The organism is Bifidobacterium sp. UBA4282, assembly GCF_002394995.1.
GTDB classification, from domain to species: domain Bacteria; phylum Actinomycetota; class Actinomycetes; order Actinomycetales; family Bifidobacteriaceae; genus Bifidobacterium; species Bifidobacterium pullorum_B.
Window position 1 is genome coordinate 17,143 of the sequence record NZ_DGVO01000002.1, and the last position, 23,576, is coordinate 40,718.

General features: G+C 66.7%; 24 protein-coding genes. 16 read left to right on the plus strand and 8 right to left on the minus strand.

The genetic code is table 11. From position 1 onward, the window contains the following. The 4 genes from metK to fmt form a co-directional block, all read left to right on the plus strand. Positions 1-809: methionine adenosyltransferase (gene metK / locus B4C31_RS00140; protein WP_291530835.1), on the plus strand; the 809-nt coding region annotated here is incomplete at its 5' end. Between the two features lie 44 nt (positions 810-853). Next, the gene (locus B4C31_RS00145; protein WP_291530836.1) at positions 854-3,082 is read left to right on the plus strand and encodes a primosomal protein N'; all 2,229 of its coding nucleotides are present in this window, start codon (positions 854-856) and stop codon (positions 3,080-3,082) included. Positions 3,083-3,169: 87 nt separating this feature from the next. After that, positions 3,170-3,874 (plus strand): HAD family hydrolase, encoded by a 705-nt coding sequence (locus tag B4C31_RS00150; protein ID WP_291530837.1) that lies wholly within the window; start codon positions 3,170-3,172, stop codon positions 3,872-3,874. Positions 3,875-3,948: 74 nt separating this feature from the next. Beyond that, entirely contained in the window at positions 3,949-4,914 is a 966-nt protein-coding gene (gene fmt / locus B4C31_RS00155; protein WP_291530838.1) for a methionyl-tRNA formyltransferase, read from the plus strand. 56 nt (positions 4,915-4,970) lie between these two features. On the opposite strand, the gene serB is transcribed toward fmt, so the two are convergent. After that, positions 4,971-5,642 (minus strand): phosphoserine phosphatase SerB, encoded by a 672-nt coding sequence (gene serB / locus B4C31_RS00160; RefSeq protein WP_291530839.1) that lies wholly within the window; start codon positions 5,640-5,642, stop codon positions 4,971-4,973. A 38-nt stretch (positions 5,643-5,680) separates the two neighbouring features. On the opposite strand from serB, the gene B4C31_RS00165 reads away from it, so the two are divergent. The 6 genes from B4C31_RS00165 to B4C31_RS00190 all read left to right on the plus strand — a co-directional run bounded on the left by B4C31_RS00165 (position 5,681) and on the right by B4C31_RS00190 (position 12,309). Beyond that, complete coding sequence (locus tag B4C31_RS00165; RefSeq protein WP_291530840.1) at positions 5,681-6,376, plus strand: DedA family protein; 696 nt, start codon at positions 5,681-5,683, stop codon at positions 6,374-6,376. Continuing rightward, positions 6,373-7,929, plus strand: coding sequence for a proteasome ATPase (gene arc / locus B4C31_RS00170; protein WP_291530841.1), 1,557 nt, complete (start codon positions 6,373-6,375; stop codon positions 7,927-7,929). The genes B4C31_RS00165 and arc overlap by 4 nt, the downstream gene beginning before the upstream one ends. Positions 7,930-7,961: 32 nt before the next feature. Next, the gene (gene dop, locus B4C31_RS00175; RefSeq protein WP_291530842.1) at positions 7,962-9,608 is read left to right on the plus strand and encodes a depupylase/deamidase Dop; all 1,647 of its coding nucleotides are present in this window, start codon (positions 7,962-7,964) and stop codon (positions 9,606-9,608) included. A gap of 73 nt (positions 9,609-9,681) precedes the next feature. After that, entirely contained in the window at positions 9,682-10,518 is an 837-nt protein-coding gene (locus B4C31_RS00180; RefSeq protein WP_204464759.1) for an inositol monophosphatase family protein, read from the plus strand. Positions 10,519-10,579: 61 nt separating this feature from the next. Beyond that, positions 10,580-10,771 (plus strand): ubiquitin-like protein Pup, encoded by a 192-nt coding sequence (locus tag B4C31_RS00185; RefSeq protein ID WP_291530843.1) that lies wholly within the window; start codon positions 10,580-10,582, stop codon positions 10,769-10,771. Next, positions 10,771-12,309, plus strand: coding sequence for a proteasome accessory factor PafA2 family protein (locus B4C31_RS00190; protein ID WP_291530844.1), 1,539 nt, complete (start codon positions 10,771-10,773; stop codon positions 12,307-12,309). Before B4C31_RS00185 ends, B4C31_RS00190 begins: the two co-directional genes overlap by 1 nt. Before the next feature lie 75 nt (positions 12,310-12,384). Here B4C31_RS00190 and B4C31_RS00195 read toward each other — a convergent pair whose 3' ends face one another. The 3 genes from B4C31_RS00195 to purB all read right to left on the minus strand — a co-directional run bounded on the left by B4C31_RS00195 (position 12,385) and on the right by purB (position 16,791). Next, positions 12,385-12,666 (minus strand): HU family DNA-binding protein, encoded by a 282-nt coding sequence (locus B4C31_RS00195; RefSeq protein WP_033506481.1) that lies wholly within the window; start codon positions 12,664-12,666, stop codon positions 12,385-12,387. Positions 12,667-12,804: 138 nt separating this feature from the next. Continuing rightward, a complete protein-coding gene (locus tag B4C31_RS00200) occupies positions 12,805-15,267 on the minus strand; it encodes a lysylphosphatidylglycerol synthase transmembrane domain-containing protein (RefSeq protein WP_414631816.1) in 2,463 nt (820 codons plus the stop codon). A gap of 78 nt (positions 15,268-15,345) precedes the next feature. After that, a complete protein-coding gene (gene purB, locus B4C31_RS00205) occupies positions 15,346-16,791 on the minus strand; it encodes an adenylosuccinate lyase (RefSeq protein WP_291530845.1) in 1,446 nt (481 codons plus the stop codon). Positions 16,792-16,876: 85 nt separating this feature from the next. On the opposite strand from purB, the gene B4C31_RS00210 reads away from it, so the two are divergent. The 5 genes from B4C31_RS00210 (at position 16,877) to B4C31_RS00230 (ending at position 20,126) form a co-directional block, all read left to right on the plus strand. Beyond that, positions 16,877-17,038: a hypothetical protein gene (locus B4C31_RS00210; protein ID WP_291530846.1), complete on the plus strand. Its 162-nt coding sequence runs from the start codon at positions 16,877-16,879 to the stop codon at positions 17,036-17,038. Then, the gene (locus B4C31_RS00215) at positions 17,023-17,532 is read left to right on the plus strand and encodes a response regulator transcription factor (protein ID WP_291530847.1); all 510 of its coding nucleotides are present in this window, start codon (positions 17,023-17,025) and stop codon (positions 17,530-17,532) included. The genes B4C31_RS00210 and B4C31_RS00215 overlap by 16 nt, the downstream gene beginning before the upstream one ends. Positions 17,533-17,748: 216 nt before the next feature. Beyond that, positions 17,749-18,681, plus strand: a complete 933-nt coding sequence (locus tag B4C31_RS00220) for an ATP-binding cassette domain-containing protein (protein ID WP_291530848.1) — start codon at positions 17,749-17,751, stop codon at positions 18,679-18,681. Continuing rightward, positions 18,681-19,247: a hypothetical protein gene (locus B4C31_RS00225; protein WP_291530849.1), complete on the plus strand. Its 567-nt coding sequence runs from the start codon at positions 18,681-18,683 to the stop codon at positions 19,245-19,247. The genes B4C31_RS00220 and B4C31_RS00225 overlap by 1 nt, the downstream gene beginning before the upstream one ends. A 15-nt stretch (positions 19,248-19,262) precedes the next feature. Beyond that, entirely contained in the window at positions 19,263-20,126 is an 864-nt protein-coding gene (locus B4C31_RS00230) for a hypothetical protein (protein ID WP_291530850.1), read from the plus strand. A gap of 13 nt (positions 20,127-20,139) precedes the next feature. Here the strand turns inward: B4C31_RS00230 and B4C31_RS00235 are convergent, their stop codons facing one another. Beyond that, positions 20,140-20,430, minus strand: coding sequence for a hypothetical protein (locus B4C31_RS00235; RefSeq protein WP_291530851.1), 291 nt, complete (start codon positions 20,428-20,430; stop codon positions 20,140-20,142). Between the two features lie 115 nt (positions 20,431-20,545). Between B4C31_RS00235 and B4C31_RS00240 the strand changes: the two genes are divergently transcribed. Then, positions 20,546-21,055, plus strand: a complete 510-nt coding sequence (locus B4C31_RS00240) for a sensor histidine kinase (protein WP_291530852.1) — start codon at positions 20,546-20,548, stop codon at positions 21,053-21,055. On the opposite strand, the gene B4C31_RS00245 is transcribed toward B4C31_RS00240, so the two are convergent. The 3 genes from B4C31_RS00245 to B4C31_RS00255 all read right to left on the minus strand — a co-directional run. Continuing rightward, positions 20,983-22,557, minus strand: a complete 1,575-nt coding sequence (locus B4C31_RS00245; RefSeq protein WP_291530853.1) for an alpha/beta hydrolase — start codon at positions 22,555-22,557, stop codon at positions 20,983-20,985. The genes B4C31_RS00240 and B4C31_RS00245 overlap by 73 nt on opposite strands. Further along, on the minus strand, positions 22,554-22,934 hold the full coding sequence (locus tag B4C31_RS00250) for a hypothetical protein (RefSeq protein WP_033506490.1): 381 nt from the start codon (positions 22,932-22,934) through the stop codon (positions 22,554-22,556). Before B4C31_RS00250 ends, B4C31_RS00245 begins: the two co-directional genes overlap by 4 nt. Before the next feature lie 132 nt (positions 22,935-23,066). Then, a partial coding sequence (locus B4C31_RS00255; protein WP_291530854.1) for a DUF6466 family protein occupies positions 23,067-23,576 on the minus strand: 510 nt, incomplete at its 5' end.

Genomic DNA, 23,576 nt, shown 5'->3' on the forward strand with positions numbered 1-23,576 from the left:
TGATGTTCGGCTACGCCTGCGACGAGACTGACGTGCTGATGCCGATGCCGATCCATCTGGCGCACCGGTTGGCGTACCGGCTCGCCCAGGTGCGCAAGCAGGGCATCGTGCCCCATCTGCGCCCGGATGGCAAGACGCAGGTGACCATCGAATACGACGAGCATGACCATCCGGTGCGTGTGGACACCGTGCTGGTCTCCACGCAGCATGACCCCGAGGTCTCGCGCGAATGGCTGGCCGACCAGCTGGCCGCGCATGTGATCCGTCCTGTGCTGGACGAGGTGTGCGGCGGGCGGGTGGCGCATGACGACTTCCGCCTGCTGGTGAATCCCACCGGTTCGTTCGTGCTGGGCGGGCCGGCCGCCGACGCGGGGCTGACCGGCCGCAAGATCATCGTGGACACGTACGGCGGCGCCGCGCACCACGGCGGCGGCGCGTTCTCTGGCAAGGATCCGAGCAAGGTGGACCGTTCCGCCGCCTACGCGGCCCGGTGGGTGGCCAAGAACATCGTGGCCGCCGGACTGGCGCACAAAGTGGAGGTGCAGGTGGCCTACGCCATCGGTGTGGCCGATCCGGTGAGCATCAACGTGGACACCTACGGCACCGAGATCGGCGTGAGCCGCGAACAGATCCAGCATGCGGTGCGCGAGGTGTTCGACCTGCGTCCGGCCGCCATCATCGACGAGCTGAACCTGCTGCGTCCGATCTACGCCAAAACCGCCGCCTACGGGCATTTCGGCCGCGAGGACGCCGACTTCACCTGGGAGCGCACGAACCGGGTCGAGGCGCTCAAGGCCGCCATCCGGTAAGTCATGAGTCGCATCCGCATGGTTGCTGCATTACTCTGGAGTGCATGAGTACACCGGACGCCGAACAGCTGGCGCTTGACGGCCTGGCGCCGCGCAAGCGCCGCAAGCGCGCGCCTGCGGAGCGGACCGCCGCGTCGGAGCGTCCGATCGCCCGGGTGGTGCTCGATGTGCAGGCCACCCATCTGGGGCAGACCTTCGACTACCTGATCGACGAACGGCAGTCCGAATCGGTTCGCCCCGGCGTTCTGGTCCGTGTCAGGTTCGGCGGCCGGCGCGTCAACGGCGTGGTCTGGGAACGGGCCGACCACAGCGATACGCCGTCCTCGTCGTTGCGCTATCTGGAGCGCGTGCTCGGCCCGCAGGTGGTGGTGCCCGCTTCGATGCGCGAGGACATCACCCGGATCGCGGACGCCTACGGGGGGACCCGCGCCAACATCCTGCGGCTGGCGGTGCCGCCGCGCGTGGCCCGTGTGGAGCAGGAACAGCAGATGGTGGCGCCGTTCGCCCACCGTGGTGCCGCCGCCGAGGCGTTGCGTCGGATGCCGGATGAGTACCGGCGGGTGTTGGCGTCCTCCTATGACGGGTTGCAGGGACTCGACGATGCGCTGCACGGCGGCCGGTTCCGCGCGTTCGCCGTCGATCCGCTGCCCGGAGTGGGGCAGTGGTGCCGTCTGGCCGGCTGGATGGCGCTGACCGCCATGTCGGCGGGCAAGGCCGTGGTCATCGTGCTGCCCACGATGCGTGAGGTGAACGACCTGTCCCGTGAGCTGACCGGCCTGGGGCTGCGGATGTTTGAACGGACCGGTGCCGCGAACGGCGGATACGACGGCGACGTGGCCGTGCTGAACGCCTCGCTGGCGCCGGCGGAACGGTACCGGGCGTATCTTGCGGTGGCGTCGGGCGCGGTCCGTTGCGTGATCGGCACACGGGCGGCGATGTACGCGCCGGTCGAAGGCCCCGCACTGTTCATGATTCTGGAGGACATCGATTATCAATACGCCGACGGGATGATGCCGTACGCCCACGCGCGCGGTGTGCTGCGGCTGCGCGCCCACAGCCATAACGGGGTGTTCGTGGCGATGGCGCATGCGCGCAGTCCGATCAGCCAATGGGAATGCGGCGCGAACCATGTGGCGCAGACCCCGGTGAGCGGGTTCAGCACATCCATCCGGCCGTTGCCGTCGGTGATCAAGGAACGGCTGCCCTGGGTGCGCTGGCTCAACCGCGAGGAGCTGGGGCGGCTGGGGGATACGACGGTGGGCGCCCGCGTGCCGCATACCGCCGTTGCGATCCTGTCCAAGGCGTTGGAAAGCGGTCCGGTGCTCCTGTCGGTGCCCCATGACGGCATCCATGAGACGCTGAGCTGCGCCGCCTGCCACCGCCGCGCCCGCTGTCCCCGTTGTACGGGGCCGTTGGCTGGATCGGGGCAGGACGCGACACCTCGTTGCCTCTGGTGCGGGGCGGCGGCGGTGCGGTGGTGCTGCCCGGGGTGCGGCGGCGAGCGGATGCGTGTGGTGCGCGTCGGCGCCGCCGGCACGGCGCAGGAATTGCGCGGGCTGTTCCGCCATGTGCCGATTGTGGTGTCCAGCCCCAGCCAGCCGCGCGGCATCGTGGAGGACGTGGCCTGCACCCCGATGATTGTGATCGCCTCGTTGGGCGCCGAGCCGCGGGTCCGCGGGGATGGCGTCGGCCAGACGGAGTACCGCGCCGTGGCGATTCTGGACGCCTGGACCAGCCTATACGGCACCGGGGTGGACGCCCGCGAGGACACCCTGACGGCTTGGATGCGCGTGGTGTCGATGTGCGCGCCGCGCTCCCGAGGCGGACAGGCGCTGCTGTTGGGCGAGACGGACCCGGTGATCGCCCGGTCGCTGGCGCTGTGGGACGGCCGGGTCCTGGCGGCGCAGGAACTGTCCGAACGGGCGGAGACAGGGCTGCCGCCCGTCGTCGGCGCCGCATGCGTGTGGGGACGGCGCGACGTGGTGCGCGCGGCTCTGGACCATATCGGCGCGTTCACCGGCGACTTCGCCGTCATCGACACCGGTCAGGGGGGTATGCCGGCGGTGTGGGGGCCTGTGCCGATCGCGCAGCCGCGCACGATCGACGCCCGTGAGCTTGAGGCCACGCAGGACCGGGTCAAGGCGGTGGTGCGGGTGCCGTTGTCCAAGCGCGCCGAGCTGGCGGCGCGGTTGCGTGCGGAGGTCGCACGGCATGTGGCCGCGCGCGAGCCGGGGGAGCTGCGGTTCCAACTCGACCCCAAGGATCTGATCTGACGGGAACCGTCTCGGCTAGACTGGAGAGGAATACCGCCGTGCGGCCACAACCGGACGGCGATGCGGACCGATGGCAAGGAGGATGCCGTGAAGGGATGGCCGGGCGAGCCGGAGATGGACTACGACGTGATGGTGGCCGACGACGTGGCGGCAGCGGCCGCGGGCAAGCCGATCGAGAACGTGATCTTCGATTTCGGCAATGTGCTGATCTACTGGGATCCGGCGGCCGTGCTGGTGCCCCGGTACAGTGAGCGGACCGTGGAACGGTTCCTCGACAACGATATCTCGGGATTCTATGACGCCAACGACATGATGGACGGCGGCGTTTCTCACGAGGAGGCCATCACGTGGATGCGCCGTACGCATGGGGACGAATGGGCCGACATCCTGGAATACTATGTGGCGAACTTCCGCGATTCGCTGGTCGGCGTCGTGCCCGGCGCGCGTGTGCTGGTCAACGATCTGAAGGCCGCGGGCGTCGGTGTGTGGGGGTTGTCGAACTGGGAGAGGGAGCTCTACCCGATCGCCGAGGAATGCTGCCCGATCCTGCAGCAGCTGGACGGTAAGGTGGTCTCCGGATACGTGAGGCTGCGCAAGCCGCACCGCGACATCTACGAGTATGCGTTGCGCGAGTTCGCCATCGACCCGGCGACCGCCGTGTTCATCGACGACAAGGCCATGAACATCGTCGGCGCGAACGCCGCGGGCATCCGCGGCATCCGGTTCAGCGACCCGCGCCGGCTGCGCGAACTGCTGATCGAAGCGGGCGTCAACATCCCCGCGGTGGCCTAGTGTCCGAAGACTTCGGCGGCACGTCCTGATGGCGTGCAGCGGCAGCGAAATGGAGCATGATTAAGGAGACGACGATGGTGAAGGTGCTGTTCGCCGGCACTCCCGATGTGGCGGTGCCCGCCTTGCGGGCGTTGGCCGGGGATGCCGAGCATTTCGAGGTGGTGGCCGTGCTGACGCGCCCGGACGCGCCGACCGGGCGCGGCCGCAGGCTGATGCCCAGCCCGGTCAAACAGGCGGCCATGGAACTGGGGCTGCCGGTTATCGAATCCGATCCGGGCGAGGAGACCTTCATCGCCGAACTGGCCGCCACCGGCGCCGAAGCCGCTGCCGTGGTGGCGTACGGCAGGCTGCTCAAGCAGGATGTGCTCGACGCGCTGCCGATGGGCTGGTACAACCTGCATTTCTCATTGCTGCCGCAGTGGCGCGGCGCCGCGCCGGTGCAACGCGCCATCTGGGCAGGCGACGACGTGACCGGCGCCACGGTGTTCCGCATCACCCGCGGCATGGACGCCGGCCCGATCCTGGCCCAATCCACGGTCTCGATCGGCGCCCATGAGACCTCCGGCGAACTGCTGGCACGCCTGGCCGAGGACGGCTCGCATCTGCTGGCCTCCGCGCTGCTGGGCATGGCGGAGGGCCGGATCGTGCCGGTCGAACAGCCGCAGGGCGCCTATGAGAAGGCCGAGAAGATCACCGTGGAGGACGCCCGCATCCGCTTCGACGTACCGGTGTTCGCCGTGGACCGGCAGATCCGCGCCTGCACGCCCAACCCGGGCGCCTGGTGCGAACTGCATGCGCAGACCGATGCCGAGCCGGTCGTCCTGCATGTGCTGTCCGCCCGCCCGGCCGATATGACGCATCCTGCCGTGCCGGCGGACCTCAAACCTGGCATGCTGCGTGTCGGCAAGAAGAACGTCTGGGTCGGCACCGCCAGCGCCCCACTGGAACTGACCGAGGTCAAGGCACAGGGCAAGAAGGCGATGCGCGCCGCCGACTGGGCGCGCGGCGCACGCCTGGGCGAGACCGCATACTGCGACTGAGGGAGCACGACCGTCCGTCATTGGTATTGTGTGGCGGCGTCGGACGGTGTCACGGTTCAGCGCAGCAGATCCAGCACGCGCATCAGGTCGCGCTCGTCGATGGCGTGCGGCGCCGCGGCCCGTACAGCCGGTTTGGCGCAGAACGCCACGCCGAGCCCGGCCTCAAGGATCATCGGGATGTCGTTCGCGCCGTCGCCCAAGGCCACGGTCTGGCTCATCGGCACGCCGTCGGCCTGCGCCCAGGTGACCAGCGACTGCTGCTTGAGATCGCGTGTCACGATCGGGCCCACCACGTGCCCGGTCAGCACGCCGTCGACAACCTCCAGACGGTTCGCCAGCGCATGGTCGATGCCGGCATCGGTGACCAGGTCATCCACCACCTCGTGGAATCCGCCCGAGACCACACCGACTGTCCACCCGTGCTCGTGCAACGCGTCGATCAACGCCAACGAGCCGTTGGTGAAATGGACGGCGGCACGGACCTCATCGAACACCGATGCTGGCAGGCCCTGCAACAGCGCCACACGGGCGCGCAGCGCCTCAGCGAAATCCAATTCCCCGGCCATGGCACGGGCCGTGATCCGCGCCACGCGATCGCCCACTCCAGCGGCATCGCCCAGCAGGTCGATGACCTCCTCGTCGATCAGCGTGGAGTCCACATCCATCACCAACAGCCCGGGGCGGGTCAACGTCGGCTCGTCAAGGGGTTGCAAAGTTTCTTCGGGCATACTGTCGATTTTCGGCAATCGTTGGGACAATGACCGGTATGGATTATTCTGTTCTTGCCGCAGCGGCCCCGTTATGCGAGACCAACGAGGGCGGACTCATCGGCGCCATCACGGATTGGCTGGTCTCGGTCATGGATGCCGTCGGGGGCATCGGCGTGGCGTTCGCCATCGCCCTGGAATCGGTATTTCCCCCGATCCCCAGCGAGGTCATCCTGCCCCTGGCCGGGTTCACCGCCGCACGCGGCAGCTTCAACCTGATCGAGGCGATCCTCTGGGCCACCGTGGGATCCGTGTTGGGCGCGTGGGTGCTGTACGGCATCTCCCGATGGGTGGGTCTGCACCGTATCCACCGTGCCGTCGACAGGATTCCCGGCGTGGACCGCGGCGACGTGGACAAGGCCAACCGGTGGTTCACCAAATACGGCCACTGGTCGGTGCTCATCGGCCGTGTCATCCCCGTGGTGCGCTCGCTGATCTCCATCCCCGCGGGATTCAACCGGATGAACTTCCTGACCTTCACCGGCTGGACGCTGCTGGGGTCGGCGGTCTGGAACACCATCCTCGTGACGACCGGATACCTGCTGGGCGATCAGTGGTGCTCCATCCTGGGCGTGCTCAACATCTTCGAGGATGTCGTCATCGTCATCTTCATTGTGGTCATTGCGGTCCTCATCGCCCGGTGGGCGCGTAATCTGATGAGGAACAGACGGAATGGAGGCGAACAGACCGAATGACGCAGGATGCGCAGTCGCCGCAGGATCTGGCGGCGTTGAACGACCGGCTCATGGCACGGAACCATGCGCTGGCCGAGGCGTTGAGCCGGGCGGGCAAGGAACTGACGAAGGCCAAGGCGCAGATCAGCCAGATCACCCGGCCGCCGTTGAGCTTCGCCACCATGGTGCGCGTGGACGGCAGCCATATCGACGACGAAGGCGTACGCCACGCCAGCGCGGAGGTCATCGCCGGCACACGCCGCATGATCGTGCCCGTCGCCGCGTCGCTGAACCCAGCCGGACTCGAACCGGGCCGCACCGTGCTGCTCAACGAGAACATGGTGCTCGTCGACCAGCGTGACGTGGACGGCGCCGGACCGGTGCGGCGCGTGGCGCAGGTCTTGGACGACGGCCGGCTGATCGTCGAGGACAACGCCGGCAACCCCACGCTGGTCCGCCGTGCGACGGCGCTCGCCGGCGTGGGGTTGGGCCCCTCGGACCGGGTGACGGTGGATCCCTCGTGCCGGCTGGCGCTGGAACTGCTGCCCGGCGAGGACGATGCCGATCTGGTGCTGGAGGAGACCCCCGACGTCACGTTCGCGGACATCGGCGGCCTCGACGAGCAGATCGAACGCATCCGTGACGCCGTGCAGCTGCCGTTCCTGCATCGCGAACTGTTCGAACGCTACGATCTGAACCCGCCCAAGGGCGTGCTGCTGTACGGCCCTCCGGGCAACGGCAAGACGCTGATCGCCAAGGCGGTGGCCCACATGCTGGCCGAAGGCACCGAATCCGGCGGCGTATTCCTGTCGGTCAAAGGCCCCGAGCTGCTCAACAAATTCGTCGGCGAATCCGAACGGCTGATTCGTCTGATCTTCGCGCGCGCCCGCGAACGCGCCGCGTCGGGGCGCCCCGTCATCGTGTTCATCGACGAGATGGACTCGCTGCTGCGCACCCGTGGCTCCGGCGTCTCCAGCGATGTGGAGACCACCATCGTGCCACAGTTCCTCGCCGAACTCGATGGCGTGGAGCAGCTGGACAACGTCATGGTCATCGGCGCCTCGAACCGCGTGGACATGATCGACCCCGCCGTACTGCGCCCCGGGCGTCTGGATGTGAAGATCCGCGTGGACCGCCCCGGACCGCGCCAGGCGGACGCTATCATCCGCCACTACCTGACCGACGACCTGCCGTTGGAGCAAGGCGTGGACGCGCAGGCCCTGGCCCGTGTGCTGGTGGGCGACATCTACGCGCAGGACGAGCACCGGCATGTGTGCGACGTGTGCGACGAGCGCGGCCAGTGGCGTGCCGTGCATCTGTCCGACGTGGTCTCCGGCGCCATGCTGAAGAACATCGTGGACCGCGCCAAAACCCGTGCGGTCAAGGCCTCGATCGAAACCGGCGCGGCCGCCGCGCTGAGCGTGGACATGCTGGCCATGGCTGCGCAGGAGGAGTTCCGGGAGAGCGTGGACGCCATCCTGGACGCGGACCCGGTGCAATGGTCGCGGATCGCCGGATTCGAATCCGGCAGCGTGACCCGCATCCGTCCGGCCGGCGACGCACGGGTCGCGTAGGACGTATCAGACGCAGAGGAAAGGCAGTCGATATGAGCGTACGCCGTGTGATGGGCACGGAAACCGAATACGCCGTCTCCCAGCGCGGCGTGGACAGGTACAACCCGGTGCGCCTGTCCTTCGACGTGGTGGCGGCCGCGGCCGACCCCCGCACCTCGCATATCCGATGGGACTATCGAGGCGAGGATCCGGTCAACGATGCGCGCGGCCACCGCCTGCCGCGTGCCGCCGCGCGCCCGGATATGCTGACCGACGAGCCGCAGCTGCACATCGTCAACGTGATCGCGCCCAACGGCGGGCGCGTCTACGTCGACCACGCCCACCCCGAATACTCGTCGCCCGAGACCACGGACCCGTTCGACACGGTGCGCTACGACCACGCCGGCGACCTGATCATGGCCGCGGCGGCACGCCGCGCCAGCGCGCACACCGGCACCGTCATCGAGCTGCACCGCAACAACGTGGACGGCAAGGGTGCCAGTTGGGGCACGCATGAGAACTATATGATGGACCGCGCGGTGCCGTTCGACCGGGTCACGGCGCTGATGACCGCCCACCTGGTCAGCCGCCAGATCTACGCCGGCTCCGGGCGCGTGGGACTGGGCGAGCACAGCGAGCAGGCGGGCTTCCAGCTCAGCCAGCGCGCCGATTACATCCATATGCGCGTGGGGTTGCAGACCACCTTCGACCGTCCGATCATCAACACCCGTGACGAATCGCACAGCACGGCGCGATACCGCCGCCTGCACGTCATTGTCGGCGACGCGAACCGGATGGACGTGCCGCAGCTGCTCAAGCTTGGCACCACCTCCATGCTGCTGTGGCTGCTCGAACACCTGGGGGAGGGCGGCCTCGACTTCGAGACGCTGATGGATGGGCTGGCGCTGGCCGATCCGGTCGATGCGCTGCATGCGGTCTCCCGCGACCTGACATGCGCCACCCCGTTGGCGCTGGAATCGGGGGAGTCGACCGACGCGTGGAATATGCAGGTGCGCCTGCGCGGCGCGGTGTACGCGCTCGCCGCCACGGTGTACGGCACCGACAGCCGTGGGGAGCCGCTGTGGCCGGACGAATCGACGGCGCGGGTCATGGCGATGTGGGGCCAGGCACTGGCCGATGTGGCCGCCGTGCGCCATGCCGATGACGATGCGCGTCTGACGATGCGCGACGAGGCTTCACGGATCGAATGGCTGCTCAAATGGCAGCTGATGGAACGCTACCGCCGTAAGCGGCATGCGGGCGGAAGCTCTGCGAGTGCGTCGGCCGCGCGCTCCGGCATGGCCGGGGCGGTCGCCGGGTGGGACGATCCGAGACTGGCGGCGCTGGACCTGGCCTGGGCGGCGTTGGATCCCGGCACATCGCTGACGGAGCGGCTGTCGGCGTCCAACACGCATCTGGACGGACGGGAACGGGTGGCGCGGGCGGCGGCAGAGCCGCCCGCCGACACCCGCGCATGGCTGCGCGCCGCGCTGGTGCGGCGCTACCCCGAACAGACGGTGGCCGCATCCTGGTCCCAGCTGACGGTCCGTGATGCGAGCCTGCCCTCGGGATTGCGTACACTGGACTGTACGGACCCATTGGCGCATACCCGAGATCGATGCGAACAGGCCGTGGAGGAATCGTGTGATGCGGCCGGACTGTTCGGCGCGTTGTGTGCGGATACCGGGAATACCCGGTAGAATCGCCCCACTGGAAGTAACGAATGAGGAATCGCCGGAATCAGGAAACGGCGCAGGATGAAATGAGATGACGATGGAACTGCAGGAAATGACGTTGGCCGTGGCCCGCATCGCGGTGGACGCGGGCAAGCACGTGCTGAGCGAACAGACCACACCCCGGAAGCTGAACCGGTTGAAGGTGCCGAAGGAATCCACCCAGTTCGACCTGGATATCAACTACAAGCTGATGGATTTCCTTGGCCAGCGGCTGATGCAGCTCGAACCGTTCAACGGCCTGTGGAATGACCGTCCGGAGGAGTGCCGCCCCGGTGAGCGCTACTGGTGCCCTGGCAATATCGACGGCGCGGTGAACTTCATCCGCAATATGCCGGAATGGTCGATCACCATCTCGCTGTTCGAGGTCAACGAGTACGGTTCCGCCCAGCCGATCCTCGGCGTGGTTCACGCCCCGGCGTTGGACATGACGTATATGGCCGTGCGCGGCATGGGCGCGATCCGCGTGCGCAAGACGCCGATCGGGGACAAACGCGAGAAGATCATCCCCTCGACCACCCCCTCGTTGGACGGATCGGTGGTCAGCTTCGGCATGTCGTACGTGCAGGAGGAATCGATGCGCGCCCTGCAGGTGGTGTCGGCGATCGCGGGACGGCCGACCGACATCAAGCGCGTGGGGCCGGTGTCGCTGGACCTGTGCAAGGTGGCCGACGGCACCTATGACGCCTATTTCGAGCCGCATCTGCACACCTGGGATGTGCCGGCCGTGTCGGCGGGCGCCGTGGTGGTGTGGGAGTCGCAGGCCAAGCTGCGTCAGTGGAACGGCACCGACATCCATTGGCGCAGCGATAATGACGTGGTCGCCTCGAACGGCATCATCATCAACGAATTGCGACCGTACCTGATCGAGAACTGAGCAGTCGCACGATTGCGCGCCGGTGGATCCGGCGTGGGCACGGACGCGGAAAGGGGCATAAATGCCGCAGGAATTCGCACAGCAGCAGGAGCAGGCGGCCGCACAGCCGCAGGAGCAGGCGGTCGCCGTCGACACGTCGCAGACGGACGGGACCGTGGACGCCTTGGATGCGGTGCTGGACGACATCGAAAGCGTGCTGGAGCAGAACGCGCAGGAATACGTGAACAGCTTCGTGCAAAAAGGCGGCGAGTGATGCCCCAGCTGCGCGACAGCGGCAACCATCCGATATCGGATACCTCGGGGAAGGCGCCGACCCGGAGCACGGAGGAGTCGGGCATCGCGCCCGGCCGTCCGGACCGGTTCGACCGGATTTTCGGCATCGAAACCGAATACGGCGTCAGCGTGACCGGGGACGACGCCCCCGACGACGCGGGCCTGGTGGCCATGGAGATGTTCGCGCCGGTGATGTCCCGCACCCGGTCCACCAACACCTATCTGGGCAACGGGTCCCGGCTGTATCTGGACGTCGGCTCGCACCCCGAGTACGCCACGGCCGAGGCCCGCGACCCCATGGACGCGCTGGCACAGGACCTGGCCGGGGAGCGGGTGATGCGCCGGCTGGCGTTGCGTGCACAGGAACGTCTCCGCGAGCGGCATGGGACCGACCTGCATGTGCATCTGTACAAGAACAACGCCGATTCCGCGGGGCATTCCTTCGGTTGCCACGAGAACTATCTGGTCCGCCGGTATGTGCCGCTGACGATGATCGAACAGCAGTTGCTGCCGTTCCTGATCACCCGCCAGATCTTCACCGGTGCGGGACGGATGACATCCGAGGGATTCCAGATCACGCAGCGTGCGGATTTCCTTGACGAGGGGGTCTCGTCGGCCACCACGCGTGCCCGTCCGATGGTCAACACGCGTGACGAACCGCATGCCGATCCGGACGCCTACCGCCGTCTGCACGTGATCATCGGGGATTCGAACCGCTCCCAGTTCGCCACCTGGATGAAGCTGGCCACCACACATCTGGTGTTGTGCGTGATGGAATCGGCGCTCCGGCATGGCAGGACCACCGGATTCGAATCCTGCGCGATGGCGGATCCGAACGCCGCCAACCGCGCCGTCAGCCGTGACCTGAGCTGCCGCGGTGCACGGCTGGAGCTGGCGGATCCGGCAGCGTTCCGCCGCGACGCCGCGCATGCGGACGGGGGAGCGGATTACGGCGTGAGTGCGCTGGCCCTGCAATACCGGTATTGCACGGTGGTGGAACGCTGGCTGGAGACGCATGGCGACGCCGTGGACTGTTCGCTGGGATATACCCGTGCCCATACGGTGGTCAGGCAGTGGCGGGAGATCCTCGACGCTGTGGCGGCCGGGGCGTTCGACGCATTGGCCGACCGGGTGGATTGGGTGGCCAAGCGCCGTCTGCTGGAGGCGTTGACCTCGCGGCGTCCGGATGTATCGCAGGCCCGTCTGGCCCAGATCGATCTGGACTATCACGACATCGCCAACGGCGGGACATACGATGCGCTGGTGTCCCATGGGGCGATGCGGACGTTGCTGGATGACGACGCCGTCCAGCAGGCGGTGCTGGAACCGCCGACGGGTACGCGCGCCGCGCTGCGCGGACGGTTCGTGCATGCGGCGCAGGCCGCGGGGGCGCATTACGCCTGCGATTGGACCAGACTGACGCTGACCGCTCCGGTGCGGAGGGAATCGGTGCTGCTCGACCCCTTCGACGATTTGCCGACGGCTGATTTCCGGTCCCTGATGGAGGCGTTGCAATAGGCCGATAACACGCATGTGGGCCCCGACCGTCAATGGTCGGGGCCCACATGGCACCAGTGTTTTCGAGAAGGACGATTACTTGGTGACGGCCTTCTTCAGCAGCGAGCCGGCGGAGATGCGCACGCCATAGGAGGCGGGGATCTTGATGGTCTCGCCGGTGCGCGGGTTACGGCCGGTGCGCTCGGCGCGCTTGACGCGCTCGGCGGAGAACAGGCCGGTGAGCTTCAGGCCTTCGCCGGACTCCATGGCCTCGACGAACACATCCTGGAAAGCGTTGACAGCAGCCTCAGCCTGAGCCTTGGTCAGGTTCGACTTCTGGGCGATCTTCGACACGAGATCAGACTTGTTGTATGCCATACAGCATCCTTCTTGGGTCAGGGGATGCCGATACTGATACGACATCCAACGTTCATCACCGATAATAGCGCAGAAAACTGGCAGGAACCGCATCTTTTAGGGGTTTTCGCCATACTTTGCACAAAAAGGGACACAATTTCAGATCAGATTGTGCCGATCCAACCACTTCATGGCTAGGGCGCCCATCGGGATGCGTAGCCAGTAGAACGCCACTCGGTAGACCAGCGTGGCCGACAGGGCCACGGCGGGCGGCACCCCGACCGAGGTGAACGCGAACGTCAGCGCGGCCTCCACCGCGCCCAGACCACCCGGCGTCGGCACCGCGGAGCCCAGGGCGTTGGCGAGCAGGAACACGAACGTGGTCTCCACCGGATTGGTGGCATGGCCGAACGCGAGCAGAGCCGCCCAGAACCCCAATCCGGTGGCGATGTTCAGCACCAGCGCACCGGCCAGTCCGATCGCCAGCTGCTTGGGCTGCGTCAGCACGTTGACCAGCTGCCGCGCGTATGACCTGACGATCGGCAGATAACGTTCGGCCAGCAGACGTCTCACCGGGGGGATGGCCATGGCCGCCGACACCAGCAGTGCCACCGTGGCGATTGCGATGATCAGTGTATTCGTCGGGATCATGCCAGAGAGCATGTTGCGTCCGGTGAAGATGCCGATCAGCAGCACCATCGCTATGGTGGTGCCGCCTTGGATTGCCCAGACCGCACTCATGATGGCCGTGGCCGCCGTATTGCGGTACCCGCTTTTCCTTAGGAACTGCAGGTTCACGAACGCGGGGCCCACGCCGGCGGGCATGGAGACCGCGGTGAAGCCGGAGGCCGCCTGCGAGCAGAACAGACCGAGGACGTCGCGCCGCTCGGGATCCATGAACGCCCCCAGCGTGACCGCCGACCCCGCCCAGGCGATGAGCCCGAACGCCACGCACAGCACCGCCATCACCGGGTTCGCGTTCGACACCGCGTCGATGACCTCATCCGGGCGCAGCTGGGTGAAGATCACCGACACGGCGATGATCAGCAGCACGATGGTGACGAACGACCGGATGTTGAACCGGGAGATCGTCACCGGTTCCATCGCCTCGGACACTTCCTGCGGGGCCAGGGTCCGCAGCGCCTCCCGCAGCGAGTCCAGCAGCTGCTTGCTCCACGGGTTCAGGGCGCGCGTGGCCGCCGGTATGGCCGCCTTCTGTACGAACGGCAGCAGGGAGACCAACGTCTCGTCGCCCCATACCCGTCTGCCGGCCGACACCGTGCGGTCCACGCCGATCAGCGCCGACAGCAGCGCCAGCAGCTGCACCTTGTCGATGTCCATATTCGCGGTGGTGCTGGTGCAGTCGCCGTTATGCCATCCGGCGATGATCGGCGTGCCGATCGGTAGCCGGCCCAGCGTATCCGGTGTGATGCGGTGATGGGAGAATCCCCGCCGGTGCGCCACGTCGAGATAGCGCATCAGCGCGATGGCATCGTCGTCGCTCAACGTGTTGAGATTGCAGGGCAGGGCGGTGGAATCGGCGTCCAGCACCAGCAGGGACGATTCGCCGCTGTCCACGATGCCGTACGGCCGCGGCGCGGACAGGCCGATGTTGTTCAAGCCGAGCAGCATCGTCAGATGATGATGGACGGCATCGGACGCGGACCGGTCTCGGCGCATGGTGACGCCGGTCAGGCGCAGCCACTCCCACAACTGGTTGAGATACCCGGCGTTGTGCGACTGCCCGTCGATGACGGAAACGGTGAAGCGTCGGCCGCGCCCGTCGAGCATGTCATAGATGCGCGAGTTCTCCGACAGGTCGTCATCCAGCGTGGTCCGGAGCACTCCCGATTCGGCGTGCGCCTCGGGGCGGCGCACCAGCGAGGCCACGTCGAGACCGATGCTTCGCAGCGCCTCCACGATCCGTTGCCCCCAGACGCCCTGGTTGCGCGTGCCTATGGTGAAACGGAACACCATGCCGACGATCCGCCCCACGGCGAACGAGAACACCACGCCCGGCACCGAATTCCAGGACAGCACCACCAGCAGGATGGCCAGCATATACAGCGTGTTCCAGCTCCATTTCACGGCGGAGCGCATGCGGCGTGGGCCGGCCATGGTCAGGAAGGCGGCGAACCCCGCATAGAAATCCGGGATGAGCCCCGAACCGCTGAGCGCGCCGGGGGATTCCAGACCCTGGATCAAGGGTTCGAAGCCGGTGAATGTGATGATGGACGACAGGGCCCACACGGCCGCGTACCCGCCGAACATGGCGACCAGCGAGACCGCGGATTGCAGCCATTCCCGGTTGGCCAGCAGCTGGAAGAGCACGCTGACCACAATGGCGATGGTGACGATCTGCTGCAGCAGCGAGGCCGGTACATCCATCACCCAGCCGATCGCCTGTCCGGCGTTGTGCACGTCGGATTCCACGCCCGCCGTGAGCCCCCGCAGATACACCGCGGCCAGCAGCATGAGCGCGGCGACGACCAACGCTCCGGCGGCGTGCATCAGATCGGCGAAATCCCGGGTGCGTCGAGGGGGGATGTCGTCGATGACGGCATCCCCGTCGGCTGTGACATCCGTTTCCGGATTGCCGCGCTTCGTGTGTTCCTCGCTCATCCATCCACCTACCTTGGGACGGACCGACCTCCCGGTGTGGGAATGCCGGGAGGTCGGTGGTTATTGAACGGATTCGAATCAGCGGTCGAGATCGACCAGCGTGCCCGCCACGCCCGTATAGGTGGCGGGGGTCAGGGCCTTCAAGCGGGCGGCGGTCTCATCGTCGAACGCCAGGCCGTCGATGAACCGTTCCACGTCCTGCCGGCTGATCTCGTGGCCGCGCATCAGCTCCTTGACCTTCTCGTAGGGCTTGTCCATGCCGGGCAGGCCCTTGAGCTCGCAGGCGCGCATGGCGGTCTGGATCGGCTCGCCCAGCACCTCCCAGTTGGTATTGAGCTCATGCTCCATCACGGCCGCGTTCGGATGGATGGAGTTCAGGCCGCCGAGCAGGTTGTTCAGCGCCAGCAGCGAATAGCCGAGCGCGGAGCCGATGTTGCGCTGTGTGGTCGAATCGGTCAGGTCGCGCTGCCAGCGGGATTCCACCAGCGTGGCTGAGAGCGTGTCCAGCAGCGAGCAGGACAGCTCGAAGTTCGCCTCGGCGTTCTCGAAGCGGATCGGGTTGACCTTATGCGGCATGGTGGAGGAGCCGGTGGCGCCCTTGACCGGCACCTGCGCGAACACGCCGCGCGAGATGTACATCCAGACATCCACGCACAGGTTGTGCATGATGCGGTTCGCATGCGAGACGGTTGAGTACAGCTCGGCCTGCCAGTCATGGCTTTCGATTTGCGTGGTCAGCGGGTTCCAGGTCAGTCCCATGCGGTTGGCCACGAACTCGCGGGACACCGCGATCCAATCGACCTCGGGCAGCGCGGCCAGATGTGCGCCGAAGGTGCCGGTGGCGCCGTTGATCTTGCCCAGGTACTCCTGGGACTCCAGATGCTTCAGCTGACGGCTCAGGCGGTACACGTAGACGGCGAGCTCCTTGCCTAGCGTGGTCGGCGTGGCCGGCTGGCCGTGCGTCAGCGAGAGCAGCGGCATGTCCCGATACTCCTCGGCCTTGGCGGCCAGATGGTCGATGATCGCGCGGAACGCGGGCAGCCAAACCTGTTCCATCGCCTGCTTGACGCACAGCGCCGTGGACAGGTTGTTGATGTCCTCGGAGGTGCACGCGAAGTGCACCAGCGTCTTGATGCGGTCGTTGAGCTGCGTGTCCGGGCCGAGTACGGCGGCGGCCTTGTCGATCTGGTCGTCGATGTAGTATTCCACGGCCTTTACGTCATGATGGGTGACGGCCTCATGTGCGGCGTGCGCGGCGATGCCCTCGGCGCCGAACTGTTCGGGGATGGCGCGCAGGAACGCGATCTCGTCCTCGGTGAACGGCTGGACGCCCTCGACGATCGGCTGGTTGCCGTTGCCGTCGAAGCCGTTGGCCAGCAGGATCATCCACTCGACCTCGACGTGGATGCGCTCGCGGTTGAGCGCCGGCTCGCTCAGGTATTCGACGAGATCGGCGGTCTGCTTGTGGTAACGGCCGTCTAGGGGGGTCAATGCGATTGCGGGGGAGATATCGGTAAGCTTCATGCTTACCAGAGTACTTGCACCCCGCGAAACGGCGTGGATGGGTACGCGGCCCCGGAAGCGGTCCGGGGCGGCCGGAAGGAGAACGATGGACGACACACGGATTCTCGTCGTGGAGGACGACGTCGACATCAACGAGGTGGTGTGCGAGCGGCTGGGGAGGAACGGATACGTCTGCGTGCCCGCCTATTCGGCGATCGATTGGTGGCCGGGCTGCGTGAGTCCGGCTCCGGCGTGCCGGTTGTCGTGATCTCCGCCCGCGGTGCGGTCGACGATCGTATCGGGCTGCTCCGCCTGGGCGCCGACGACTATCTGGTCAAACCCTTCGACCTGGATGAGCTGTCCGCCCGCATCGGAGCGCAGCTGCGCGGTCGAGGGTACGCCGGCGGGGCGGAAGCTGCGGGCGGCGGCGCCCGTGCGGCGGCATCCGACGACGGGCATACGGTGCTCGAGATCGGTCGGTGGCGTCTGGACGTCGACGCTCACACGTTCCGGATCGACGATGGCCCGGTGTCGCTGACCAATATCGAATTCGCCATCATCGAACTGCTGATGAACCATCCGGACACGGTGTTCCCCAAACGGCAGGTGTACGAGCTGTGCTGGGGCGAGCCGTACATGGTCGACGACAACACCGTGACCGCGCATATCTCCAAGATCCGCGCCAAGCTCAAGGCGAGCGGCACCGACGGATACATCCGCACGGTATGGGGGTTGGGCGTCAAACTCACCGTGCCCCGCTGAACGCGTCTCCCATCCCGGCCCCGGGGCGGTGCGGTTCGACTGCCGGAACGCGAGGGCACGGGCGGGCCGGAACGTCACGAATTCGCAAGATTTGCGCGAGGGTTGGGCAAGAACGGCTCCGTAGTCTGGCAATCACCGGGTCCGGAGGGATGCGGTGCGGCCGTGGCGCGGGGAGGATCGTGCGGGCGGCGGAAGACATGATACGAAGGAGCGGACATGGATGTGGTGAACATCTGCGGGGCGAGCAAGACGTACTCCGGCAAACGCGCCGTCGACGATCTGCGGATGACGGTGCCGCAGGGCGCGATCTACGGGTTCGTCGGCAGGAACGGCGCCGGCAAATCCACGGCGATGAAGATGATCGCCGGACTGGCCTCGCCGGATGACGGCGGCATCGAGGTATTCGGCCGGCCGGTGAACGCACGGGCCGGAATCCGCCGGACCGGCGGTGCCGTGCAACGCGTGGGCGTGCTGATCGAGAACCCCGGCATATTGCCGAATATGAGCGCGATGGACAATATGATGGCCCTGGCCTTGGCGCTCGGGGTGCCCAAGCCGCGGAAGGCGTGCGCCGACCTGCTCTCCCAGGTCGGCCTGTCCGATACCGGCCGCAAACGCGCCAAGGGGTTCTCCCTGGGCATGAAGCAACGTCTGGGACTGGCCATGGCCCTGCTGGGAGGCCCCGACCTGCTGCTGCTCGACGAGCCGCTGAACGGATTGGATCCCGAGGCGGCGCGCGACATGCGCAACTACCTGGCGCAGCTCAACCGGGCGCGCGGCATCACCATCGTCATCAGCTCGCATGTGCTCGACCAGCTGGAACGCATGTGCACCCACTACGGCATCATCGCCAACGGCAGGATGGTACGGCAGATGACCGCGGAACAGGTGCAGCACGAATGCGGCGAAAGCCTGCGCGTGCGCACCGCCGACCCCTCCCGCACACTCGCGCTGCTTGAGGACGCCGCCCTCGGCGACGGCGTGCGCTTCGCCGCCGAACCGGACGGGTCGATCGTCATCTCGGGCGGTTTCGATCCGGCCCACGTCTCCGCATTGCTGCACCGGACCGGCCAGGAGGTGCTGGAGCTGTCGATGCAGTCGCGGGACATGGAGGAGTATTTCGTCACGCTGATGGAAGGGGGCCGCTGATGCTGATGTTCCTGCGATCCGGCGTATACCGTTTGGTGCACGGGCGCAAGTTCTGGATCGGCACCGCGCTGGCGGCGTGGTACTCGCTGGTCGTGATCGCCTCCACCGAACTGGCGTTCGCGGTCTTCGGCATACGGGTGGCCGACCCCGAACCGTTTGGGCAGTACTGGCGGATGGCCGGACTGAACATCCTCGGCGTCGTCGCCGTGACGTTTATCGTGACGGCGCTGCACACCATCGTCCGCAGCAAGGTGGCCGGCGTCATCATCGCCGTGTTCGTCGCCAGCGGTGCGGTCAGTTCCCTGGCAACGTCCTGCGCCCAGCTATTGGGCTCCCGCCTCGATTGGATCCCGCATCTCGTCGCCTGGCTGCCGATGGTGAACCTGGGACTGCTGGACGACAGCGCGCCGGCGGTCGGACTGACCTCGTCGGCCACGCAGGGCGCCCTCGGGCTGCCCGATATCGGGATGCCGGTATGGGCGCATGCGCTGGTCTGCTTCATCGGATGGATTGCGCTCGCGTCGGCCGTGACGCTGCTGGCGAACCGGCGGCGCGACGTTTGCTGAAGGGGGGATGAGACGGTGATCGATCTGCTTCATGCCGATCTGTATCGGCTGATTCACGGGCGCAAATTCTGGGTCGGCTGCGTCGCCCTGATACTGTGCTCGGTGGGGTTGCTCGGTGGTGTGATCACCTTTGTCAGCGGATACGACGGTTCCGTCGACGCCGACATCACGGAGGTCCTGACCCGCACGCTGCCCAGCCACTCCGCGATGCTCACATATTCGAGCATGTTCCGCGGCGGTCTGGTGTCCGGTGTGGTCAGCCTGGTCGTCGCGCTGGCCGTCAGCGAGGACCGCGACAGCGGCTTGGCGAAGAACCTCTTCTCTTCCGGCGTCGGCCGGGGACGATATGCGGTGGAGAAGCTGACGCTGACCACGCTGCTGTCCCTGTGGTATGCGCTGCTATCGATCGTGACGCTTGAAATCACCTTCGCCGCGCTCGGATTCGATTATGCATCCGTTGAGCCGGCGATCGAGTGGCTGGGATTCGTTGTGGTGCTGGTACTTGGCGTCGCTGTCTACGCCACCATCGCTGCGATGACCGCGTTGGTCACCGGCAGCGGGGCCTTTTCGAGTGTCGTGGCCGTCGCCGCAGGCTTCCAGCTGATCGGCGGCATGCTGACCGGTCTGGCAGGCATGGTGCCGCAGATCGGATGGCTCCAACGCCTGGCGGCGTGGCTGCCGATCAGCAATATGAACATGCTCACCGATGCCCGGTCGATGATGGCCGAGACGCTGCCCGAAGCGGCACAATCGTTCCTGACCGGCAGCGCCGACCTGAGCATGCCGGTGTGGGCGCATGTCACGGTGTGCTTCGTCGGATGTCTGGCGCTGTGCTGGGCGGTGACGCTGCTGGTCGTCTGCCGTCGCGATCCATGCTGACGCCGGGCCACATTCACGAGAACGGGACGGGTATATGGGATGGGTGATTGCCGTTGTGATCGGCTGCCTGATCGGCGGTTGCGCCGCGGCGGCGTGGTATGCCGGCGAGATGCGGCGCATGACCGGGTTCCTGCGTCACAGACCTGCCGGCAGCAATGCGCGACTGGTTGTGACCGTGCCCGGACGTGCGCCGGAGAAACTCGCCCTGGCCGTCAACGCCCAGCTGGACGCGATTCAGAACGAGCGCATCGAGCAGATGCAACGCGCCGAGGAATTCCGGCGTGACCTGTCGGCGCTCGCCCATGACGTGCGCACCCCGCTGATGGGTGCCCGGGGCCATATCCAATTGGCGTTGGACGGCACATGCACGGGGGGAGGACACGCGTCATCTTACGGCGGCGTTGGAGCGCTTGGACGATATGCGGACGCTGCTCGACCAGCTGTTCGCCTATGCCAGGGCCAACGACCCCGACTGTCGGCCCGAGATCGAGACCATCGCGGTGCATCCGTTGCTGGCTGAAATCCTGCTGGGCCACTATCTCGAATTCGAGGAGCGCGGGTGGGAACCGGCGGTCAGCTTCGGGGACGAATCCCTGACCGTCGATGCCGATCGCGCGGCGATGGGTCGCATCATCGAGAACCTGGTGTCGAACACGCTGCGCTACGGTGCGGCGGCTCCGAGCATCGTACAGGAGCGTTCGCGGATGACGTTCTCCAACGCGGTCGACACGGCCACGGCCGACGGGCTGGACCTCGACCGCATGTTCCACCGGTTCTACCAGGCCGACGGCGCGCGCAGCGGAAATGGCCGCCAGTTTCTTGTATACAAGAAACCACTCCTGATCGGGAACGGCAATCACAGGCGGGGTGGGCTGACCGGCTCGCCCGGCGCCATGGTGGCGGTTTTGGTCATGCGGCCTTGCCAGTAGGTGGTGGAGACCAGCTCGCCGTCCAGGACCTCCTGGAAGTGCGCCTCATGGCGTTGCACGGCGGGAGAGCCCAGATCGGTGGCGTTCTGGTAGGCGGCCTGATGGTATTTGAGCCAGTGGGTGATCTCCTTGTCTTCGCCGGTATCGCGCACGCTGGCCGCCGTGAACGGGTCCTCGGCGCCTGGCCCGATGCCCGGCACACAGTACCCCTCTTCGCTGACGCTGGTGGTCAGGCTGCCGGGCGCCTTGTGCACGGTGCCGCTGATGGTCAGCCAGTTCTCGGTCGCCGGATTGGCCGCGCCATCCAACGCGGCCACCAGCTCGTCGTCGATCTCAACGCTGGTGACCCAGGTCCTCTCCGGGATCGGATGGTTGGCGACGGGCGAGCCGCAGGTTACCACATGCTCGAACGTGTACTGGTCGGCCATATCGGAGGCGATCGCTGCGGCGACGATGCCGCCCTGCGAATGCCCGATCAGCGCCACAGGCTCATCCTTGCCGATGCCGGCCCGCTCCATGGCCTCCAGCACCATGCGGGCGCTGTCGGCATGCATCCGTTGTTCCGGGTCGCTGCTCATCAACTCCACGTTCTGCGGCCAGCCGAACGGCGAATCGAGCTTGCCGTCGGTGCCGGGGATCGTGACCAGCCATGACGACGAGCCGTCGGCCTTGCGGTATTCCTGGATGGCGATCGTGCCGTATTCGAGTCCGCTGTTCAGATCGATCTTGCCTAACCGTTCCTCGCCCAACCTGCGCAGGTTCTCCATCGCCTCGGCCACCGAGTGCGATTCGCGGACCACTTCGGTACGCGAATACACCTGCTTGACCTCCAGCGCGTCACCCTGGAACGCCCCATACAACGGCGCCGTCACCGAAGCGATGCCTCCCGCCGCCCGATTGACCTCGTCGGTGGACAGCGCGCCCTTCAACGCGCCGATGCCGGTGATCTTCGACGCCAATCCCGACATCAGTCCCTCCTGGGCCCAGGCCGTGGCATCGAGCGCATGGATGCCGTTCGTCCCTCCCTCCGCCAGTGACCCGCCGATGAACCCGCCGACCGCGATGGCCGCGGTGGCGGCCGCCGCATGACCGGGGAAAAGCGCCGCGCCGACTTGGATGAGCTCGGTTACCACTCGTTGCGTGGTGCGCTCGGCCTCGGAATACAGCGAGTATGCGCGGATCAACAGTTCGGCCATCTCGGTGAGCTCGTCGGAGAACAACCGGCATTGGCGGATATGATCGCCGCAATCGTCAACAATGCGTTGGAACGGCAACGTGACATGTCCCGCGGCCGCGATGTTCCCCGACTGCAGTGCCGGACACAACGGCGCGCTCATGCGCAGTCCGCCGACCTGCATCATCGTGGTGTTCCACGTGGCGGCCAGGGTGCTCCACTGTCGCGCGGCGTCGTTCAATGCGGCGGCGCAGCCCGAGTACTCCTCCAGTGTGGCGGCGGAGTGCGCATGCCCGCCGCTGATCGTGGATGTGACCTGCCAGTTCATGGCGCACCTGCCGAACACTCGAGCAGCGTGCTTTGTGCACGGTCCGCGAACAGTCCGGCCCGGGCATTCAGCTCACGCAGCCGCTGGCGGAACATCGTGGCCGCATTGCCGATCCAGTCCAGACGCTCGGCTGTGGCCACCGTCACCGCGGTGGACTGGGCCGCGTTGGCGCTGGACTGGGCCGCGGTGCGCACCAGCGTGTAGGTGTCCGCCGCCGCCTGCCGGCACCGGCAGACCTGGGCGGCGAACGGGGTGATCGATGCCATCGGCAGTGTGCCCAACGGCGAGGCATCGGCCGGGGCCAGGGCATGAAGCGATGGCGAGGCCGGCAGGCCATCCGCAGGCACCGGGGTACTGAGCAATGTGGTGGTGTTCATATCCCCATTGAACGCGCCGGAGATGCGGACAGTCCAGCGCGGGGAAGCAATGTGGTCGAACGATGCCCGGTTATCCACATTCGGGCGTGTCGTCCCGGAGCGGCGCTTGTGCGGCGAGCATCACCGTCACCGTCACCAGGGTTTGACCTCGGTCTGCTCGTTGCCGTCGCCGGTGGCGTCCGAATCCTCCGCCTCGGAGGTTTCCGTGGACTCGGACGGGGTCGACGACTGGTTGGACTGCAGCAGTTCCTCGATGCGTTGGCGCTGCTCCTCGGTCAGACCGCCGCCGGACAGCAGTTCCTCGGCATCCTGACCGTCAATCGGCTGGTCGGCCTGCTGATCGTCCGTACCGCCCTGTTGCTGCCGGTCGATCTCCTCCTGAGTACGCTGCGTCAACTGCCGGGAGGTGTTCAGGTTGCCCTCCACGGCATGCCGGATCTGCGGCAACAGCAGCGCGGAGAACAGTTGCATGTCATCCAATTGGTCATCGACCTGTTGCTGCCGGATGCGCAGCATCTCCAGATCCGCGGCGTCCTGCGAGGCATCGGACACGTTCTGTTCCAGCGTTCGGGCGGCATCGTTGCAGGACACCGCCGCGTACAGGTTGATGGCGGCCCACGCGGCGGCGGCCGCCATGACCAC